The sequence below is a fragment of the Nostoc sp. genome (genome assembly GCF_036917655.1).
In the GTDB taxonomy this organism is placed as follows: Bacteria; Cyanobacteriota; Cyanobacteriia; order Cyanobacteriales; family Nostocaceae; genus Nostoc.
Map to the genome: position 1 here is coordinate 1 of NZ_JBALCY010000075.1, position 15,734 is coordinate 15,734.

The window sequence follows — 15,734 nt, forward strand, 5'->3', positions numbered from 1 at the left end:
ATGACCGCTCCCATGAACACGAACGCCTGGATTATTCCTTTACCTTCTCATGTTTTATTTACCTTTTTTGGAAGAATAAAAACTGGGATGCTCCCATGATGAAAGTTTATTTGATCGGCGTTATTTTCCTGTTTCTGTAGGCGTGGCGAATGTCCTGGAATATATAAATCAGTTGAAATATCAGCCTGCTTACATTACCACTGCTGCTGAAGGAGAAGGATTTTGTGAGTTATCTAGTTATATTTTGAAAAGCTTGTACATCCCAAGTTAGGGAGAAGTAGAGTTGTTCTACAATAATCTCGTAGCACTGATTTTACAACCATGACGGCTACCTTACCTGTTAGTGTCGAATCAGAAATCTTTTACCCCAGTGCTGATGGTCAACCAGTGGCAGAAACCTACGACCACCTTTATGCTTTGCTAACTACCTTGGAAGTCCTGAAACAGTATCTGGCAAATCGTCAGGGAACAGTATTGGGAAATCAATTTCTTTATTATGCACAGGGCTTTCCCAAGTTGCGCGTAGCCCCAGATGTGATGGTGATTTTTGATGTTGCACCCGGCGGTCGGGATAACTATAAAATCTGGGAAGAGGGTCAAGTACCCACAGTTATTTTTGAAATGACATCCTTTGGTACTAAGGGACAAGACGAAATCTTTAAAAAGACCCTCTATGAGCAGCTAGGTGTCAAGGAATACTGGCTATTTGACCCTAAAGGCGAGTGGGTAGAACAACAATTACGTGGTTATCGCCTGCGGGGAGATATCTACGAACCTATACAAGATGGACGCAGTGAACCGTTACAACTACGCTTGGTAGTTGAAGGAAGGCTAATTGGGTTTTATCGAGAGGATACGGGGGAAAAATTACTGATCCCTGATGAACTGGTAGAGGCTTTAGGGCAGGAAGTTTTAGCAAGACAGCAAGCAGAAGAACTGGTAAAACAGGAACGTCAACGAGCAGAACAAGAACGCCAACGAGCAGAACAAGAACGTCAACGAGCAGAACAAGAACGTCAACGAGCAGAACAGGCAGAATTGCAGATAGAACAGTTAAAGGCAAGGTTACGTTCTCTCAATGTAGACCCCGATAGTATTCAGTAACATGCACAGAAGTTGCTATACCTACGCCCGTCGTAGACATCGCTTTGTGCTTCTGTTAAGCTGTCGCGTCTTTAATTTTCGAGAGTGTTCTCGTTGCAACAAGGGTTCCAGACCATAAAAAGTGCAAGTTACACGCGCGACAGCTTACCAAACTTTGCCTTTGGCGCGATCGCACCAAAGGCGCTAATGAGTAAGTGACTGTAAAAGCGAAAAATTGTTACAAACAAGTAGACAATTTGTTACCTGTGTTTTTGCTACATTTATTACCTTAGACAGAATACAATAGACGAATATCCATCGCGTTTCAATCTCGGAAATCTCAACAGTAGTGATTTGATTGAGAAGACTGTTTTATACAGTCATTCATCAGAGGTTAGCGTTTTATTTCCAACTTCCACTAGAAAGTCCAAGACCAATGTAGAGTCAAGAATTTACCTTTAAATACTGAGGTATAAAATTATGCAAGAAATTGAAAGATTCTTTGGCAACTTGTTCAGTGGCATAATCAACCGCTTTAAGTATTCTGCGATGGACACTGCTGAACGGAAAATGAGAGAAACTATTGACGAGCAGGTAGAACAACGGCGACAAAAACCCAAGCCCAAGGATGAAGAAGACCGTGAGTAGATAGGTCTTTTGGGGTATTTTAAAACCAGTCAGTTAAACAGTAAGGTGTCGCTCCCTTAGCTTCAAGCGCGTAATGTTAAGCTTTTTATACTGAGTACTTTCTCCTATAAAATAAGCGCGGCGATCGCTGTTGAAGGCGTTTAAAACAGCAAGATTTTTATCACTACAAGCATAGCGCTGCCCAATTGTTGAGTGGGCAACGCTATTTTTTTGCCCTCACTCTGTCAACCAACTACAACTCTTTTGAATGTGTTAACCTAGTAAAGTTAACTAATCTCGCACATCTAAGAATTCGGGTGTTTCCCAGTTGGGAAATGCACTTGGATGGAGGTTTAACCCGAATAGGAGTTAGAAAATATATGCCAGTAGTTTCATTGGCTCAAATGATGGAGTCAGGGGTTCACTTTGGGCATCAGACCCGGCGTTGGAACCCAAAAATGTCTCCTTACATTTATACTTCCCGCAATGGTGTACATATTATCGACTTGGTGCAAACTGCCCAGTTGATGGATAATGCTTATAACTACATGCGATCGCACGCTGAACAAGGGAAGAAATTTCTTTTCGTCGGCACCAAGCGGCAAGCAGCTGGAATTATTGCCCAAGAAGCCACCCGTTGTGGTTCCCACTACATTAACCAACGTTGGTTGGGCGGAATGTTGACCAACTGGGCAACCATCAAAACACGGGTAGACCGTCTGAAAGATTTAGAACGCCGTGAAGAAACTGGCGCACTAGATTTATTACCGAAAAAAGAAGCATCAATGCTACGTCGGGAAATGACGAAGCTTCAGAAATATTTGGGAGGCATTAAAACAATGCGAAAAGTACCCGATATCGTGGTGATTGTAGACCAACGGCGGGAATATAACGCAGTTCAAGAATGCCAAAAGCTGAATATTCCGATTGTGTCCATGCTGGATACAAACTGTGACCCAGATGTAGTAGATATCCCCATCCCAGCAAACGACGATGCTATCAGGTCAATTAAGCTGATAGTCGGAAAATTGGCGGATGCCATTTATGAAGGTCGTCACGGTCAGCTGGATGCTGAAGAGGATTACGAAGATTACGACGGTGGTGAGTATGACGAAGACTACGAAGAAACCGAATATACTGACGCCGTAATTCCCGACGAGGAAACAGAGGCATAAGTAAAGCAGGGGTGAAGTAAGTGTCCGAAGGAGGGCGGTGGCTGGCAGAGTAGCAGCAAGCCGCCCTACCCTGCGGCAAAGGTAGAAGCGAAAAAACTCATACCTTATAACTTCATTATTTTTTCTTCCCCAGCCCTGAGTAAGATAGAAATACTCAACACCCGTGAGCGATTACAACTCGAGGTCAAGTTAGGAATTGAGGCAACATGGCGGAAATATCTGCAAAACTCGTCCAAGAGCTACGCCAAAAAACTGGTGCCGGCATGATGGACTGCAAAAAGGCGCTGATAGAGACTGATGGCAACATAGAAGAAGCCGTAGACTGGCTACGGAAAAAGGGCATCTCTAAGGCGGGGGCACAAAGCGATCGCGTTGCGGCAGAAGGTCTAGTTGACACTTACATTCAGCCCGGTGGTCGGGTGGGTGTACTCATAGAAGTCAACTGCCAAACTGATTTTGTTGCTCGTAATGAGGCTTTTAAAGCTTTAGTTAAGAACCTAGCAAAGCAAGCAGCGACTGCTGATAGTGTTGAGTCTTTGTTGGCTCAACCCTATGCTGGTAATGAAAGTGGGACTGTAGAAGAATTTATCAAGCAAACCATTGCCACGCTCGGTGAAAACATCCAAGTTCGTCGCTTTATCAATTTTGCACTAGCAGAAGCCACCCAAGGTATAGTAGACAGCTACATTCACACTGGTGGTCGAGTTGGTGTATTGGTAGAACTAAGTTCTCAAACTGAGTCAGTGGCTGCTAATTCAGAGTTTCAAAGCTTGGCACGGAACACTGCAATGCAAGTTGCGGCTTGCCCAAATGTCGAGTATGTGAGCGTAGACCAAATCCCCGCCGAAATTGCCCAAAAGGAAAAAGAGATTGAAATGGGCAAGGATGATTTGGCGAACAAGCCAGATAACATCAAAGAAAAGATTGTTCAGGGACGAATTGAAAAACGCCTGAAAGAATTGACTTTACTCGATCAGCCTTACATTCGCGATCAAAGTATTTCCGTGGAAGACTTGGTGAAGCAAGTGAAGGCGCAATTAGGCGAAGAGATTCAAGTCACTCGCTTTGTCCGCTATATACTGGGCGAAGGCATTGAAAAGCAAGAAAGTAACTTTGCTGATGAAGTCGCTGCCCAAATGGGCGGCAAGTAATATTAGTTAGGAGTTAGGAGTTAGGAGTTAGGAGTTAATAGGAGTTTGACTTCATAGCTCATACATAATTCTTAACTCCTAACTTATTTAAGGACAGGTCAAGCAAATAGCCTGACCTGTACTTTATTAGTAGATACGTGAAGTATTGCATTTAATTTAAAATCTAAAATCCTCTGGAAAGTTATCCTAAAATAAGTTCGTACATTTGTACTATGTAATGGTTCACATGGGCAAGAACGAAAAGATATGGCAAGAGCAATCGAGCGAATTGAACGGGATATTGCAGCACTGAAAGAAGCGATTCGGGCGATCGCAATAGAACTACAAACCACTTATACTAGTTATCTAAACACTTTGGGGCTAGCTGTACGAAAACAGTTGATTCTGGCGAGTTACCACCTTTGTACCCAGGGCTATCCCAAAAACTTTCTGCATTTATCATTGAATCAGCGCCAACAATTGCAACAAGCCATCCGCAAGTTGGGTCAACTGGCATCTGAGCAATTGCTCATTTGTATAAAAAGTGAGGAAGTAGAGGGAGAGGAAAAGGATGGAACAGATGAGGGAGATGGGCAGGATGGGGGAGATGGGGAAGCAACATCCTCATCTCCTGTGATACTTGGCACATCTACCTCTGAGCCTTTTACCCCCGATACCTCTAATCCTATAGAACTGGCAAAATGGCAACAGAACTTAGAAGAGGTAACGCAAGAGATACTGAAAAAACTTTCGCATGATGCTAATCTTTTATTACAAAAAGCTGGGATATTGCCCAAAAAATTGCCAGAACCGATTTTAGCAGCAGCAGCGGCGGCGGCATCAGAAGCGTCTGCCGAGGTAATGCCAGGGCCACCCAACTTATTAAACTTAGTAATTGAAATTGAAAATGAGCAGCAGTCAGAAGATTCTGGACTGACGCAAATTATGGCTATTAACCTGCGGCTAGGGGAAATTGAATTTGCTGATGTGACACTCTCCTCTGAGCGCAGGCAAATCCGCAGTATTTTAGTTCAGCTAAACAAGCTAGGACGAGAGTATCAAAAGAAACATCGAGAAAGAGCGATCGCGGAAGCTGAAGCTGCATGGCGTGCTAGTTGGTTTGAATAAAGTTATGAGTTATGAATTATGAGTTATGAGTTATTTATTCCTAACTCCTAACTCCTCACTCCTGTAGAGACGCGATTAATCGCGTCTCTACTCCTAACTCCTAATTCTGCTGACCAATGACTAATGAAAAACCAGATTGGATACGATTGCATAAAGCCTTGGCAATAGAAGCCGAACGTGGCTTTATAGACTTGGTGGGCAGACAATACCGCTTCAGTGAATTTCTGAGCCTAACTTTGGGCAAATTCCCAACAGGCTTACCCCAAACTGAACGCCGCCGTTGGCAAGGTCTAGCGGTGCAATTTGCTAGTTATCCACATCTAGCAGTGGAAGAAAGACAACATTTAGTAGCAGAGACTCGGAGGTATCTCTCCCAACTGGAGCAGGGGGAGCAGGGGGAGCAGAGGAGCAGAGGAGCAGAGGAGCAGGGGAGAACTTATCAATCCAAAATCCAAAATCCAAAATCTAAAATTATCACTGAGGTGAGTCGGAGGCTTGCCCCGAAAATTGAGCAAAAACTCAGTGATTTACCAGAAATAGGCTTCAAAAAAGCTGATAATTTGGCACGGCTTGGTTTACACACCGTCCGCGACTTGCTTTTCTACTATCCTCGTGACCATATTGATTATGCGCGTCAGGTGAATATCCGCGAGTTACAAGCGGGTGAGACGGTGACAATAGTGGCAACTGTGAAGCGTTGCAACTGCTTTACTAGCCCTAAAAATCAGAAATTATCAATTTTAGAACTGGTTGTAAAAGATAACAGTGGTCAAATCAAAATTGGTCGTTTTTACGCAGGTACGCGCTTTAGCAGTCGCGCTTGGCAAGAAAGTTTAAAACGCCGTTATCCCGTGGGTAGTATTCTGGCGGCGTGTGGGTTGGTGAAAGAAAGTAAATACGGCTTGACACTGGATAATCCAGAACTAGAGGTTTTAGCAAATCCAGGAGATTCGATTGAGTCGCTGAATATTGGGCGGGTGGTGCCAATTTATGGACTGACTGAGGGCGTGGTGGCGAATACAGTACGACAGGCGGTAATTGCTGCTTTGCCCGCTGCGGCTCACCTGAAAGACCCTCTGCCAAGTGGTTTGCGAGAGAAGTATGGTTTGATGGAATTGAAAGATGCGATCGCTAACATTCATTTTCCCAGTGATAGCGCTGCTCTGCAAGTTGCCCGTCGTCGCCTAGTTTTTGACGAATTTTTCTACCTACAACTTGGATTGCTGCAACGTCAGCAGCAAGCAAGGGCGATTCAAACTAGCGCCATCCTTGTCCCACGAGGTCAGCTTGTAGAGAAATTCCATGAAATACTGCCTTTTCAACTGACTGGCGCCCAGCAACGAGTCCTCAACGACATTCTCAACGACTTGCAGAAACCCGTACCAATGAATCGTCTGGTGCAAGGGGATGTCGGTTCTGGTAAAACAGTTGTCGCCGTGCTGGCTATCCTCGCAGCAATTCAATCCGGCTACCAAGCGGCGCTAATGGCTCCCACAGAAGTTTTGGCAGAACAACATTATCGCAAGTTAGTTAGTTGGTTTAATCTACTGCATTTGCCAGTGGAATTACTGACAGGTTCTACTAAAACTGCGAAACGAAGACAAATACATTCTCAGTTAGCAACTGGTGAATTACCTCTATTAGTGGGAACCCATGCCTTGATTCAAGACTCTGTAAACTTCCAGCAACTGGGGTTAGTGGTGATAGATGAACAGCATCGTTTTGGGGTAGAACAACGGGCGCGTTTGCAGCAAAAAGGCGAACAACCCCATGTGTTAACTATGACAGCTACCCCGATTCCCAGAACCTTAGCACTGACGATACACGGGGATTTGGATGTCAGCCAAATTGATGAGTTACCACCAGGGCGACAAAAGATTCAGACAACAGTATTGTCGGGTCAGCAACGCAACCATGCTTACGACCTCATCCGCCGAGAAATTGCCCAAGGTAGACAAGTTTATGTGGTTTTGCCGTTAGTCGAAGAATCAGAAAAACTGGATCTGCGATCGGCAACTGAGGAGCATCAAAAGTTACAAGAAAGCGTTTTTCCTGACTTTCAAGTGGGGTTGTTACATGGTCGCATGAGTTCAGCCGATAAGGATGAAGCGATTACCAAATTTCGTGATAACCAAACGCAAATTTTGGTTTCTACTACTGTTATTGAGGTTGGTGTAGACGTACCTAATGCTACAGTCATGCTCATTGAAAATGCCGAGCGATTTGGCTTATCACAATTGCACCAACTGCGGGGGCGTGTCGGTCGTGGGGCGGCTCAGTCTTACTGTTTGTTGATGAGCAGTTCTAGGAGTCCTGATGCTCAACAACGGCTGAAGGTCTTGGAACAATCTCAGGATGGTTTTTTCATCTCCGAGATGGATATGCGTTTTCGTGGGCCAGGGCAAGTTTTGGGAACTCGTCAATCTGGAGTGCCAGATTTTACCTTGGCTAGTTTGGTTGAGGATGAGGAAGTTTTACTTTTAGCACGGCAAGCAGCCGAGAAAATTATAGAAATGGATGCAACCCTAGAGCGTTGGTATTTGATGAAAGAAGAGTTGAAGTATCGGTATGAGCGCTTGATGGGTGGGGCGATTTTAACATAATATATCTGAGTAAATTCGTACTTAACCGAAGTAAAAATAGCTTAATGGCAATACCTTTTACAGATCGGGAAATGGAAAAAGCATGGTCTCAAAATCTGTGTGCTTATAAAAATTCTCAGGAAACATCTCGAACTAATGCTCATCGATTACTCTTATTTTATGCCGTTGAATGTGGTCTTAAGACAATCTTAATGAAGAGGCAGGGGCATAAGCGTAGTGATTCGTGTACAGATATTGCGGAATGTCAACATAATATAAATAAGTTATTAGACTGTTTAGGTGCAGGAGGGTCTTTAAATCTACCTGAAATATTTATTAAGGAAGTATTCGATAATAGGAAGAATCAGGAAGAGAGAAAATTAAACAGTGGACAGATTAACCAAATGTGGCGGTATGGAGGAAAAGTAATTTATATAGTTACTCAAAAACAAAAAGTTACTCAAACACAACAAGCAAGCGATGAAGATATAGAGAATAAGCTATTAGCAATATCAAAATGGATTACCGGAGAAATTGAAAAACCATGAATGCACCAAAATCGCCAAAATTACTGACGTGGCTTGATGTCAGGAGAACTATTGGACATAAAACTAACTATGGGACTAAATTACCAGAAGGGGTAGTAAAAATTCGCTGTTACTCAGATGCTTTAGAAATATATCTTATTAGTGATGAAGACAGAGAAAATGCTAACGATGCTTTAAAAGAATGGTTCAAAGATTGGTATGAACAAGAGTCGTCTGTGATTTATTTTACTCTTGGTGATGCCACATTATCGGTAGAATTTTTTTCGGGAGAAGAAGTTTATAAAACTGATGTTGATGTGCGTCCATTCTGGGAAGAAATTGCTTATTTAGATAGGGAATCAGAAGTAGAAACGGTAATAGTAAAACCAGTTAAACTTCCAGAACCATATATTGAAAAACCTACTTTAATAGCCTTCTATTCCTTTAAAGGTGGTGTTGGTAGAACACTTAATTTAGCAGCGCATCTTTTTGCTTTACTAGATAGAGCTAAAGAAATAGATAGGTCTACAACTGTATTAGTTATTGATGCTGATTTAGAAGCTCCTGGTCTTACTTATTGGAACGCTTTTGAAAAACAGCAACCAGCAGTTTCTTTCATTGATTTCCTTGAAGTTTACCACTATTCTCCTATTGAAAGAGAAGAAGCACTTTCATTATTTGCACGGGAAGTTAAAAAATCTGCTAAGTACGAAGGTAAAGCAACAGTTTATTTTCTACCGGCTTGTCTTGAAGATAAAGAACTATTAGATACACCTATTCTGCCTGAACACTTGGTAAGAAGTCCAGATGGAGCTTGGGAATGCGGTAATGCTATTCATAGTTTAGGTAAAGCTGTTGGTGCTGACTATGTATTAATTGATTTGAGAGCGGGTTTAAGTGAAATATCAAGTCCTATTATTTTTGATCCAAGAATTCAACGTTTTCTGATCACCACAATCAACGATCAATCTGTGAGAGGTACAAGTCTTGTTCTGGAACAAATCGCTAGAGTAGCACCGTCAGAGGCAAGTGTAAATGATGAAAGATATTACGATCCGTCTTTGATCATTAGTATGCTAACGCCAGAATTGAAATTATTACCTGCGGTTGAAGATGCATTGGTACGATTGCAAACTGCTTATTTACAGTCAGAAGAAGATAATTTATATGCTACAAGATTGTATTACAAAGAAACCTATTTTTCCCAAGAATTACTATACATTAATAATTGGGATGATGCACGTTTAAAACTAAGTTCAACTTCAGTAATGAATGTAGCAAAGGAGTGGGCTAAAGAACAGTTGTTTATAACCAATGATCAGGAGTTAAAGTCAAAATCGATAAAAGAGCATCAGGGAATTGTTGAGGTTCGTAGACTCAGAGATTTGTGTCAGCAATATGAGTATGCTGAACAAGGGCGGGGAGAAGATTTATTAGTAACAGAACCATTGAAGAATTTAGCTACTAATTTTCGAGATGAATTACCTCATGTCGTATCAATTGGAGCTAAAGGTGCAGGAAAAACGTTTAACTATATACAGTTGTCACGTTTTAAATACTGGGAAAGTTTTTTGAATCGTATAGATAATACAAATACAATTCAGGAATCACAGCTAAAAACTTATATCTTTCCTTTCCTGGAATCAAGTAACATTAAAGATAATGCAAAAACTGTGATTAACGAAGCTAGAAACGAGGCAAGATCAGCTTTGGGAGATACTGTTCCTGAGTTTCTACCTTCAGAATATGTGGATAGAATTAAAAGAGCAATTGCGGCTGAAAACTGGAGTGAACCAGAATGGACGGAATTCTGGATTGGTCAAATTGCAAAAGCTATAGGTGTGAATCCTGAAACACATAGTCCTAATATTCTTAGCATCATAAATCGTGATTTGAAAGATAGAGGCTTACGTATTATCTTTCTGTTTGATGGATTAGAGGATATATTCCCAAACATTGCATCCAGCAATCAAGAAAAAATTGCCTTAAAAGCTTTGATTGATAATTTGCCAAAGAGGTTATCAGAAATTAGGCAGTCTAACCTTGGGGTAATAATTTTTCTGCGCCGTGATTTCCTGCGTTATACAATTACTCAAAACTTAAAACAGTTTGAAAATCTTTACCTTTCTTATGATCTATCTTGGGATCAAGATTCTTTTCTGCGTTTAGTCTTTTGGATATGTAGCCAGTCTCAAGTAATAGATGCATCTCTAGCAGAGATTAGCAGTTTAAATAAACAGAATATTATAGAGCGATTAGAAAAATTATGGGGTAAAAGGCTAGGTTCAGATAACTCTAAAGAAGCATATACAGCTTCATGGATATTTGCAGCTTTGACAGATTTTAATGGTAGGCTTCAGGCAAGAGATATTGTTCGTTTATTGTACTACGCAGCCGATATTACTGTGGAAAGAACTAAAGAAGTACAATTTGAAAAGTGGTCTACCAGCCGCCTTTTACCTCCTCAAGCTATTCGCCGCGCTCTTAAACCATGTAGTGAACAGAAGGTGGAAGAAGCCAAGGAAGAATATCCATCTTTCAAAACTTGGGTTGAGGAAATACTACCTAAATATCCCCCTTCTGAACGAAAAATCCCTTTTGGAGTAGAACAGTTTGAAATGGATCAGCCAACAGTAAGAATGCTAGAGGAAATGGGGGTTATTTACGAAGATAAGGAAAAGGATAGCGAGGCACGATTTTATATGCCAGAAATATTCCGCGAAGGTTTAGGTTTTTCAGGTACAGGAGCAAGACCTCGGATACTGGTTTTGAAGCGTAAGGTATTAGGAAAAGGGATTTTGTAATTTTATTTGTGTGTTACACGTAACTTTGAACTCCTCACTTTTGAATCACGATGCTTGCTGCATTTCGGCATAGGCTTGATAAACACCCTTGACGTTGTACCAGTTGAGGAAAATTCGGGCGATTTCTAAAGCTAATTGCGGTTTACCTAAATTAATTAGCCATTGCAAAAATGGAGCCATTGTCCGTTCATTAAGTGCCCCGTTAAGTGACAAAATTCCCCAAAGTAGGCGATGCAGCCAAGTCATTTGGATCATCATTCGCACTTCCCATATAGGATGCTTTTGATAAAATAAAACTCCCATCCGTCCGCGTTGAATTTCTTGGTCAATCAATCGGGGAATTTGCTCTAAGTTAAATGGTGGATGCCAGTGATAGCCTACAGCTTCTGGACATTTAATTAGTGTCAAACCTAGTTGTTTCAGCCGCACACCTAATTCTAAATCTTCCCAGCCATAGAGTTGGAAACTGGTGTCAAAAAGTCCAGCTTTCTCTAGCCAATGTTTAGGGATTGCGACATTTCCCGTAGCAAAAAAAGCTGCTGAAAAATCTGTTACTTTGTAGGGTTCAGCAGTTGGATTGTCGAAATTACAAGTATTAATAACTGCACCGTAAGTGAAAAAGCGATCGCTCCTCAATTTCTCCTGTCCCTGCACTAGCGCATCCGCATGAGCTTGCAAGAAATTTTCCAGCACTACTAAATCGCTGTCAATAAAGATAATTCTATCTCCCAGCGCCTTTTCTATCCCCAAATTCCGAGCCGCAGCTGGGCCAGCATGGTCTTGCTGAAACCATCGCACATGGGGAAATTCCTCTTTATGTTCTGCCAACCACTCCAATGTGCGATCGGTAGAACCATCATCCACTAAGACAATCTCGTAATCAGTAACTGCACTTGGCTTACTCAACTCCTGCACCTCCAAGGCGCGGAGGCATTTTTCTAAAATCGGTTGGCGATTATAAGTCGGTATCACAACGCTGAAAAACACACTCTCACCCACAACACTACCCATCTCCAGGATAGGACAGATGCGACGCTGACACTGTTCCTTATCTGATTCTGGTTACGGAAATGGTCAATCTGCTGATTATGCAATATTTACTGAACATTTAAGAATAAGTATATAAATTTACCATTTCTTAAATATATATATTTTTGTATATCTGTTAAAGATTATTTTGCTTTGACAGTTACAGGTATTTATCCTTGAAGTCATCATATTTCAAGATTATTTTTTCGTAAAGAATAACAGTTGATAAATTCTAATTAATCAGGATATAACCTGTTGTTAATTTTTATTTATTATATTTTAGGACAAACTTAGGAAAGTTCATGCATTTAGGTAACTTGAATAGCAAATCATCTATTTTTAATAGCAAATTATCTAATATTAAAAACGGAGTAAATTTCACGTAAATACCAATGGCTTTTTCTGTCAATAAGTAGAGTTTGTCTGTATTAAATTTTTCTGATCAAAATAGAGGAAGTTTGATGTCTACATTGAGCCGGAGACAACTTTTAATATTTTTTGCAGGCAGTGCTGTTGTGTTGGGAGACAAAATCCTAGATGGTGTTACCAGCATTGCGGAAGCAAAAACTAAGCTACTAAGCTTTACACCAGTGCGCTTACCCCATCCCCTACCAATTTATAAATATCAAAAAAATTTCTTGCCAACAGGAATCGGTCAGGGAAAAGTAAAAAATGCATCTGCGGATGTTAAGTTAAGTAGCTACAACGTCATTGATGATCTGGTAGTGCCGCCGGAGTACGAACGTTATGTAATTGTAAGTTGGGGCGATCGCGTGTTTCCCAACAAGGATGATTATTTCGGCTACAACTGCGATTACACTGGTTTTGTTCCCATTGGTAGAACCAAGGATGTCGGCTATTTGTGGGTCAATCACGAATATGTTAGTTTCCCTTTTTCTGTCTTAGCACCAGGAACTCCCTCTGATGTGAAAGCATCACCTGACGCATTCCAGCAGGTGATTGGGTGGGCTTTACCCTCGGCAAAAAATATTGAAGTGGAAGGGGAATTTTTATATAATCAAGGCGGATCAATCATTCGCGTCTCTCGCCGTAACGCCAAGAAGCATTTTGCTGTGGTCAGTGATGATGCCAGAAATCGCCGCATTCATGGTCTTTCTGGGTTGGGAATTAATAGTCAACGGAATGATGATTACAAAAACATTACTTCTTGGGGAAGTCGCAGTCACCAGCAAGGTGACAAAAACTATTTAACTAGTACTGGCCTAGCTGCAACTGAAGTATTTAACCTGAGTTCCGATAAACTTGGCAACAAAATTATTGGTACTGCCTACAACTGTTCTGGTGGTACAACTCCTTGGGGAACTATTTTATCTGCTGAAGAAAACTTCCAAAGTAGTGTCACAGAATCAGTTAAGCCTGATGGTACTCAGACAGATTACACCAAAGATACCATAGGTAAGACTTTTGGTTTAGTTGGCGAAAAATACGGCTGGATTGTCGAAATTGACCCCGTAAATCCGAATTTCCGCCCTCGCAAACACACTTGGTTGGGTCGTTTCCGCCATGAAAACGTCGCCATCCGGGCTGAAGCACGCAAGAAATTAGTCGCATACATGGGTGATGACAGACGTGGCGGACATACCTGGAAATTTGTCAGTAAAGGTACTATTTCCTCACCAACTAGTAAAGCCAACAGCAGTTTGTGGGAAAGTGGTACTTTGTATGTTGCCCGTTACAACGCAGACAAAACAGGTCGATGGATACCGTTACTCTTAACTACTGCTACCAATCCCATTCCACCATCGGTTATTTCTTCTCAAGAAGGTAACATCTTAGATGAAAAAGTGAAATTTTTACCACTACCGAGACGCAATGGCGTTGCAGGTCAAACTGAATCCGGTGGTATCTTTAAATGCGATCGCACCAACGAAGCGACAGCACTACCTAATTATCAGAATAAGAAGCTATCTGACTTCTACCCCACGCAAGGCGCTGTTCTCAGTGATGCTTTCTTAGCAGCAAACTTGGCCGGGGGAACACCTACAGCCCGTCCAGAAGATTTAGAAGTGCATCCCTTCACCAAAGAAGTGTTCATCTCTTATACCGATGGTGCGCCAGGAAGCGACGGTTATCCAGATTCGCGGATTTTCCAAGTTGCTAAGGTAAGTACCGATGTCAATGCTACACAGCAGTCAGGCGGACTATACAAGATTATTGAAGATAGTGCCGATGGTACAGGTTTAACCTTCCGTTGGGAAAGATTCGCCCAAGGTGGAGAAGCTGGATCAGTTGATGGTGCCGGTTTTGCTAATGTCGATAACCAAGTGTTCGACAATCAAGGTAATGTTTGGGGTGTGACGGATATGGCTACCGGCACTCACAATGGTTTTGACATTGGTGCAGCTGGGACTCCAACCACCATAGATCACAAAATTAATGGTGATGTTTCTAAGTTTACAGGAGTTTTTGGTAATAACTGGCTGTTCTTTATCCCCACCAGCGGCGCTAATGCGGGACATGTAGTACCGTTTGCCTATGGGCCAGTGCGTTGCGAGATGACTGGGCCAACTTTTGTGGGAGATACGCTGATTCTTTCAGTACAGCATCCTGGTGAAGATTGTCCGATTAATGATGGCACGATTCTGAGTCGCAACATTGAATTACTAGATTTGAATGGTACAACATTCAATCAGACTCGCACTGTACCTCGTGGTAGTAGTTGGCCCAGTAACATCAATGGTCAACCTACAGGTGTCCCTCGTCCATCTGTAATTGCTATCCAGCGTCAGAATCGGACTGGCAGTTTTGTTTAGCATTTTCTGTGCGTGTAAAGAAGTTAGATGACAAGTTCTTTACATTGGAGTTCTATAGAACCCATTTGACATCTTTTGCTGGGGTGCTTGGCTTTGAAGTAAGCCGTTACTTTGCGATCAATGATAGAGCCTGCTTAACAAGACTGTTTTTTGCAATAACAGGGATAAAACCAGCTAGCTGCAAGGCTTTTAGTTTCACGAATAGATCTCAAATGGGTTCTATATAAAATTGCAATCATAGATGCACACAGATAATTTATCTGTGTGCATGATTTGTATAATCACCAAGCTAAATCGTTTAGTTGAAAGCTGGTTACAACTTTAAAGACTGACTAAGTACAGTATTTCATTAATTCGTAGCAAATTAAATTTGGCAATACCTTGCAATGCCAATGCATCTTAATACAATGTTATAGCGTTTCCAAATCAGATGAGGTACATCATAGCCCCCTCTCGAAGAGCGGGGAGGGGGTTGGGGGTGGGGTTCTGTACTTCACTCAACCGAGAACCGCTATAATGCATCCTTCTGCAATGCCAATGCATCTTGATACAATGTTAATGCGTCCCCCTGCAATGTTAATGCGTCCCCCTGCAATGTTAATGCATCCCGATACAATGTTAATGCGTCCCCCTGCAATGCCAATGCATCCCGATACAATGTTAATGCGTCCCCCTGCAATGCCAATGCATTCCCTGCATTAAAAACGCTACGCTTTTACACAAATTCGCTTCCTATTTGCAGCAGCTTATGTTGATATCCAAAGCTCTATAGTCAAGACTTCTTGAAAGATATTAGCACTTACGCATTGACAGAGAGGTAAAATAATGCTTGTTTGAGATTGGTGTCGTCTACTCACAGGGATCGGACAATAAGT

The 15,734-nt window shown here is 41.8% G+C and carries 10 protein-coding genes and 1 pseudogene; 10 read left to right on the forward strand and 1 reads right to left on the reverse strand.

The window, feature by feature from the left end:
- Positions 1-94: 94 nt before the first annotated feature.
- From V7K30_RS28925 to V7K30_RS28965, 9 genes and pseudogenes are all read left to right on the forward strand, one after another.
- A pseudogene (locus V7K30_RS28925) lies at positions 95-271 on the forward strand (HAD family hydrolase); the annotation flags it as partial.
- Between the two features lie 50 nt (positions 272-321).
- Positions 322-1,104 carry a Uma2 family endonuclease gene (locus tag V7K30_RS28930; RefSeq protein WP_335005261.1) on the forward strand — a complete coding sequence of 261 codons (783 nt, stop codon included), beginning with the start codon at positions 322-324 and terminating at the stop codon, positions 1,102-1,104.
- Between the two features lie 459 nt (positions 1,105-1,563).
- Positions 1,564-1,731, forward strand: a complete 168-nt coding sequence (locus tag V7K30_RS28935; RefSeq protein WP_335005263.1) for a hypothetical protein — start codon at positions 1,564-1,566, stop codon at positions 1,729-1,731.
- Between the two features lie 359 nt (positions 1,732-2,090).
- Positions 2,091-2,885 (forward strand): 30S ribosomal protein S2, encoded by a 795-nt coding sequence (gene rpsB / locus V7K30_RS28940; RefSeq protein ID WP_335005264.1) that lies wholly within the window; start codon positions 2,091-2,093, stop codon positions 2,883-2,885.
- Between the two features lie 206 nt (positions 2,886-3,091).
- Complete coding sequence (gene tsf / locus V7K30_RS28945; RefSeq protein WP_335005266.1) at positions 3,092-4,036, forward strand: translation elongation factor Ts; 945 nt, start codon at positions 3,092-3,094, stop codon at positions 4,034-4,036.
- A 246-nt stretch (positions 4,037-4,282) separates the two neighbouring features.
- Positions 4,283-5,143, forward strand: a complete 861-nt coding sequence (locus tag V7K30_RS28950; protein ID WP_335005268.1) for a hypothetical protein — start codon at positions 4,283-4,285, stop codon at positions 5,141-5,143.
- 116 nt (positions 5,144-5,259) lie between these two features.
- Positions 5,260-7,746 (forward strand): ATP-dependent DNA helicase RecG, encoded by a 2,487-nt coding sequence (gene recG, locus V7K30_RS28955; RefSeq protein WP_335005270.1) that lies wholly within the window; start codon positions 5,260-5,262, stop codon positions 7,744-7,746.
- A gap of 44 nt (positions 7,747-7,790) precedes the next feature.
- Positions 7,791-8,273 (forward strand): hypothetical protein, encoded by a 483-nt coding sequence (locus V7K30_RS28960; RefSeq protein WP_335005272.1) that lies wholly within the window; start codon positions 7,791-7,793, stop codon positions 8,271-8,273.
- Complete coding sequence (locus V7K30_RS28965; protein WP_335005274.1) at positions 8,270-11,056, forward strand: ParA family protein; 2,787 nt, start codon at positions 8,270-8,272, stop codon at positions 11,054-11,056. The genes V7K30_RS28960 and V7K30_RS28965 overlap by 4 nt, the downstream gene beginning before the upstream one ends.
- A 45-nt stretch (positions 11,057-11,101) precedes the next feature.
- Here the strand turns inward: V7K30_RS28965 and V7K30_RS28970 are convergent, their stop codons facing one another.
- Positions 11,102-12,067, reverse strand: coding sequence for a glycosyltransferase family 2 protein (locus tag V7K30_RS28970; protein ID WP_335005276.1), 966 nt, complete (start codon positions 12,065-12,067; stop codon positions 11,102-11,104).
- A gap of 479 nt (positions 12,068-12,546) precedes the next feature.
- On the opposite strand from V7K30_RS28970, the gene V7K30_RS28975 reads away from it, so the two are divergent.
- Positions 12,547-14,859 carry a PhoX family protein gene (locus tag V7K30_RS28975; RefSeq protein WP_335005278.1) on the forward strand — a complete coding sequence of 771 codons (2,313 nt, stop codon included), beginning with the start codon at positions 12,547-12,549 and terminating at the stop codon, positions 14,857-14,859.
- Positions 14,860-15,734: the final 875 nt, after the last annotated feature.

Excerpts from the sequence above, each read along its gene's own strand:
- V7K30_RS28930 (WP_335005261.1), top strand. The coding sequence starts at position 322 with ATGACGGCTACCTTACCTGTTAGTGTCGAATCAGAAATCTTTTACCCC.
- V7K30_RS28935 (WP_335005263.1), top strand. The coding sequence starts at position 1,564 with ATGCAAGAAATTGAAAGATTCTTTGGCAACTTGTTCAGTGGCATAATC.
- rpsB (WP_335005264.1), top strand. The coding sequence starts at position 2,091 with ATGCCAGTAGTTTCATTGGCTCAAATGATGGAGTCAGGGGTTCACTTT.
- tsf (WP_335005266.1), top strand. The coding sequence starts at position 3,092 with ATGGCGGAAATATCTGCAAAACTCGTCCAAGAGCTACGCCAAAAAACT.
- V7K30_RS28950 (WP_335005268.1), top strand. The coding sequence starts at position 4,283 with ATGGCAAGAGCAATCGAGCGAATTGAACGGGATATTGCAGCACTGAAA.
- recG (WP_335005270.1), top strand. The coding sequence starts at position 5,260 with ATGACTAATGAAAAACCAGATTGGATACGATTGCATAAAGCCTTGGCA.
- V7K30_RS28960 (WP_335005272.1), top strand. The coding sequence starts at position 7,791 with ATGGCAATACCTTTTACAGATCGGGAAATGGAAAAAGCATGGTCTCAA.
- V7K30_RS28965 (WP_335005274.1), top strand. The coding sequence starts at position 8,270 with ATGAATGCACCAAAATCGCCAAAATTACTGACGTGGCTTGATGTCAGG.
- V7K30_RS28970 (WP_335005276.1), bottom strand. The coding sequence starts at position 12,067 with ATGGGTAGTGTTGTGGGTGAGAGTGTGTTTTTCAGCGTTGTGATACCG.
- V7K30_RS28975 (WP_335005278.1), top strand. The coding sequence starts at position 12,547 with ATGTCTACATTGAGCCGGAGACAACTTTTAATATTTTTTGCAGGCAGT.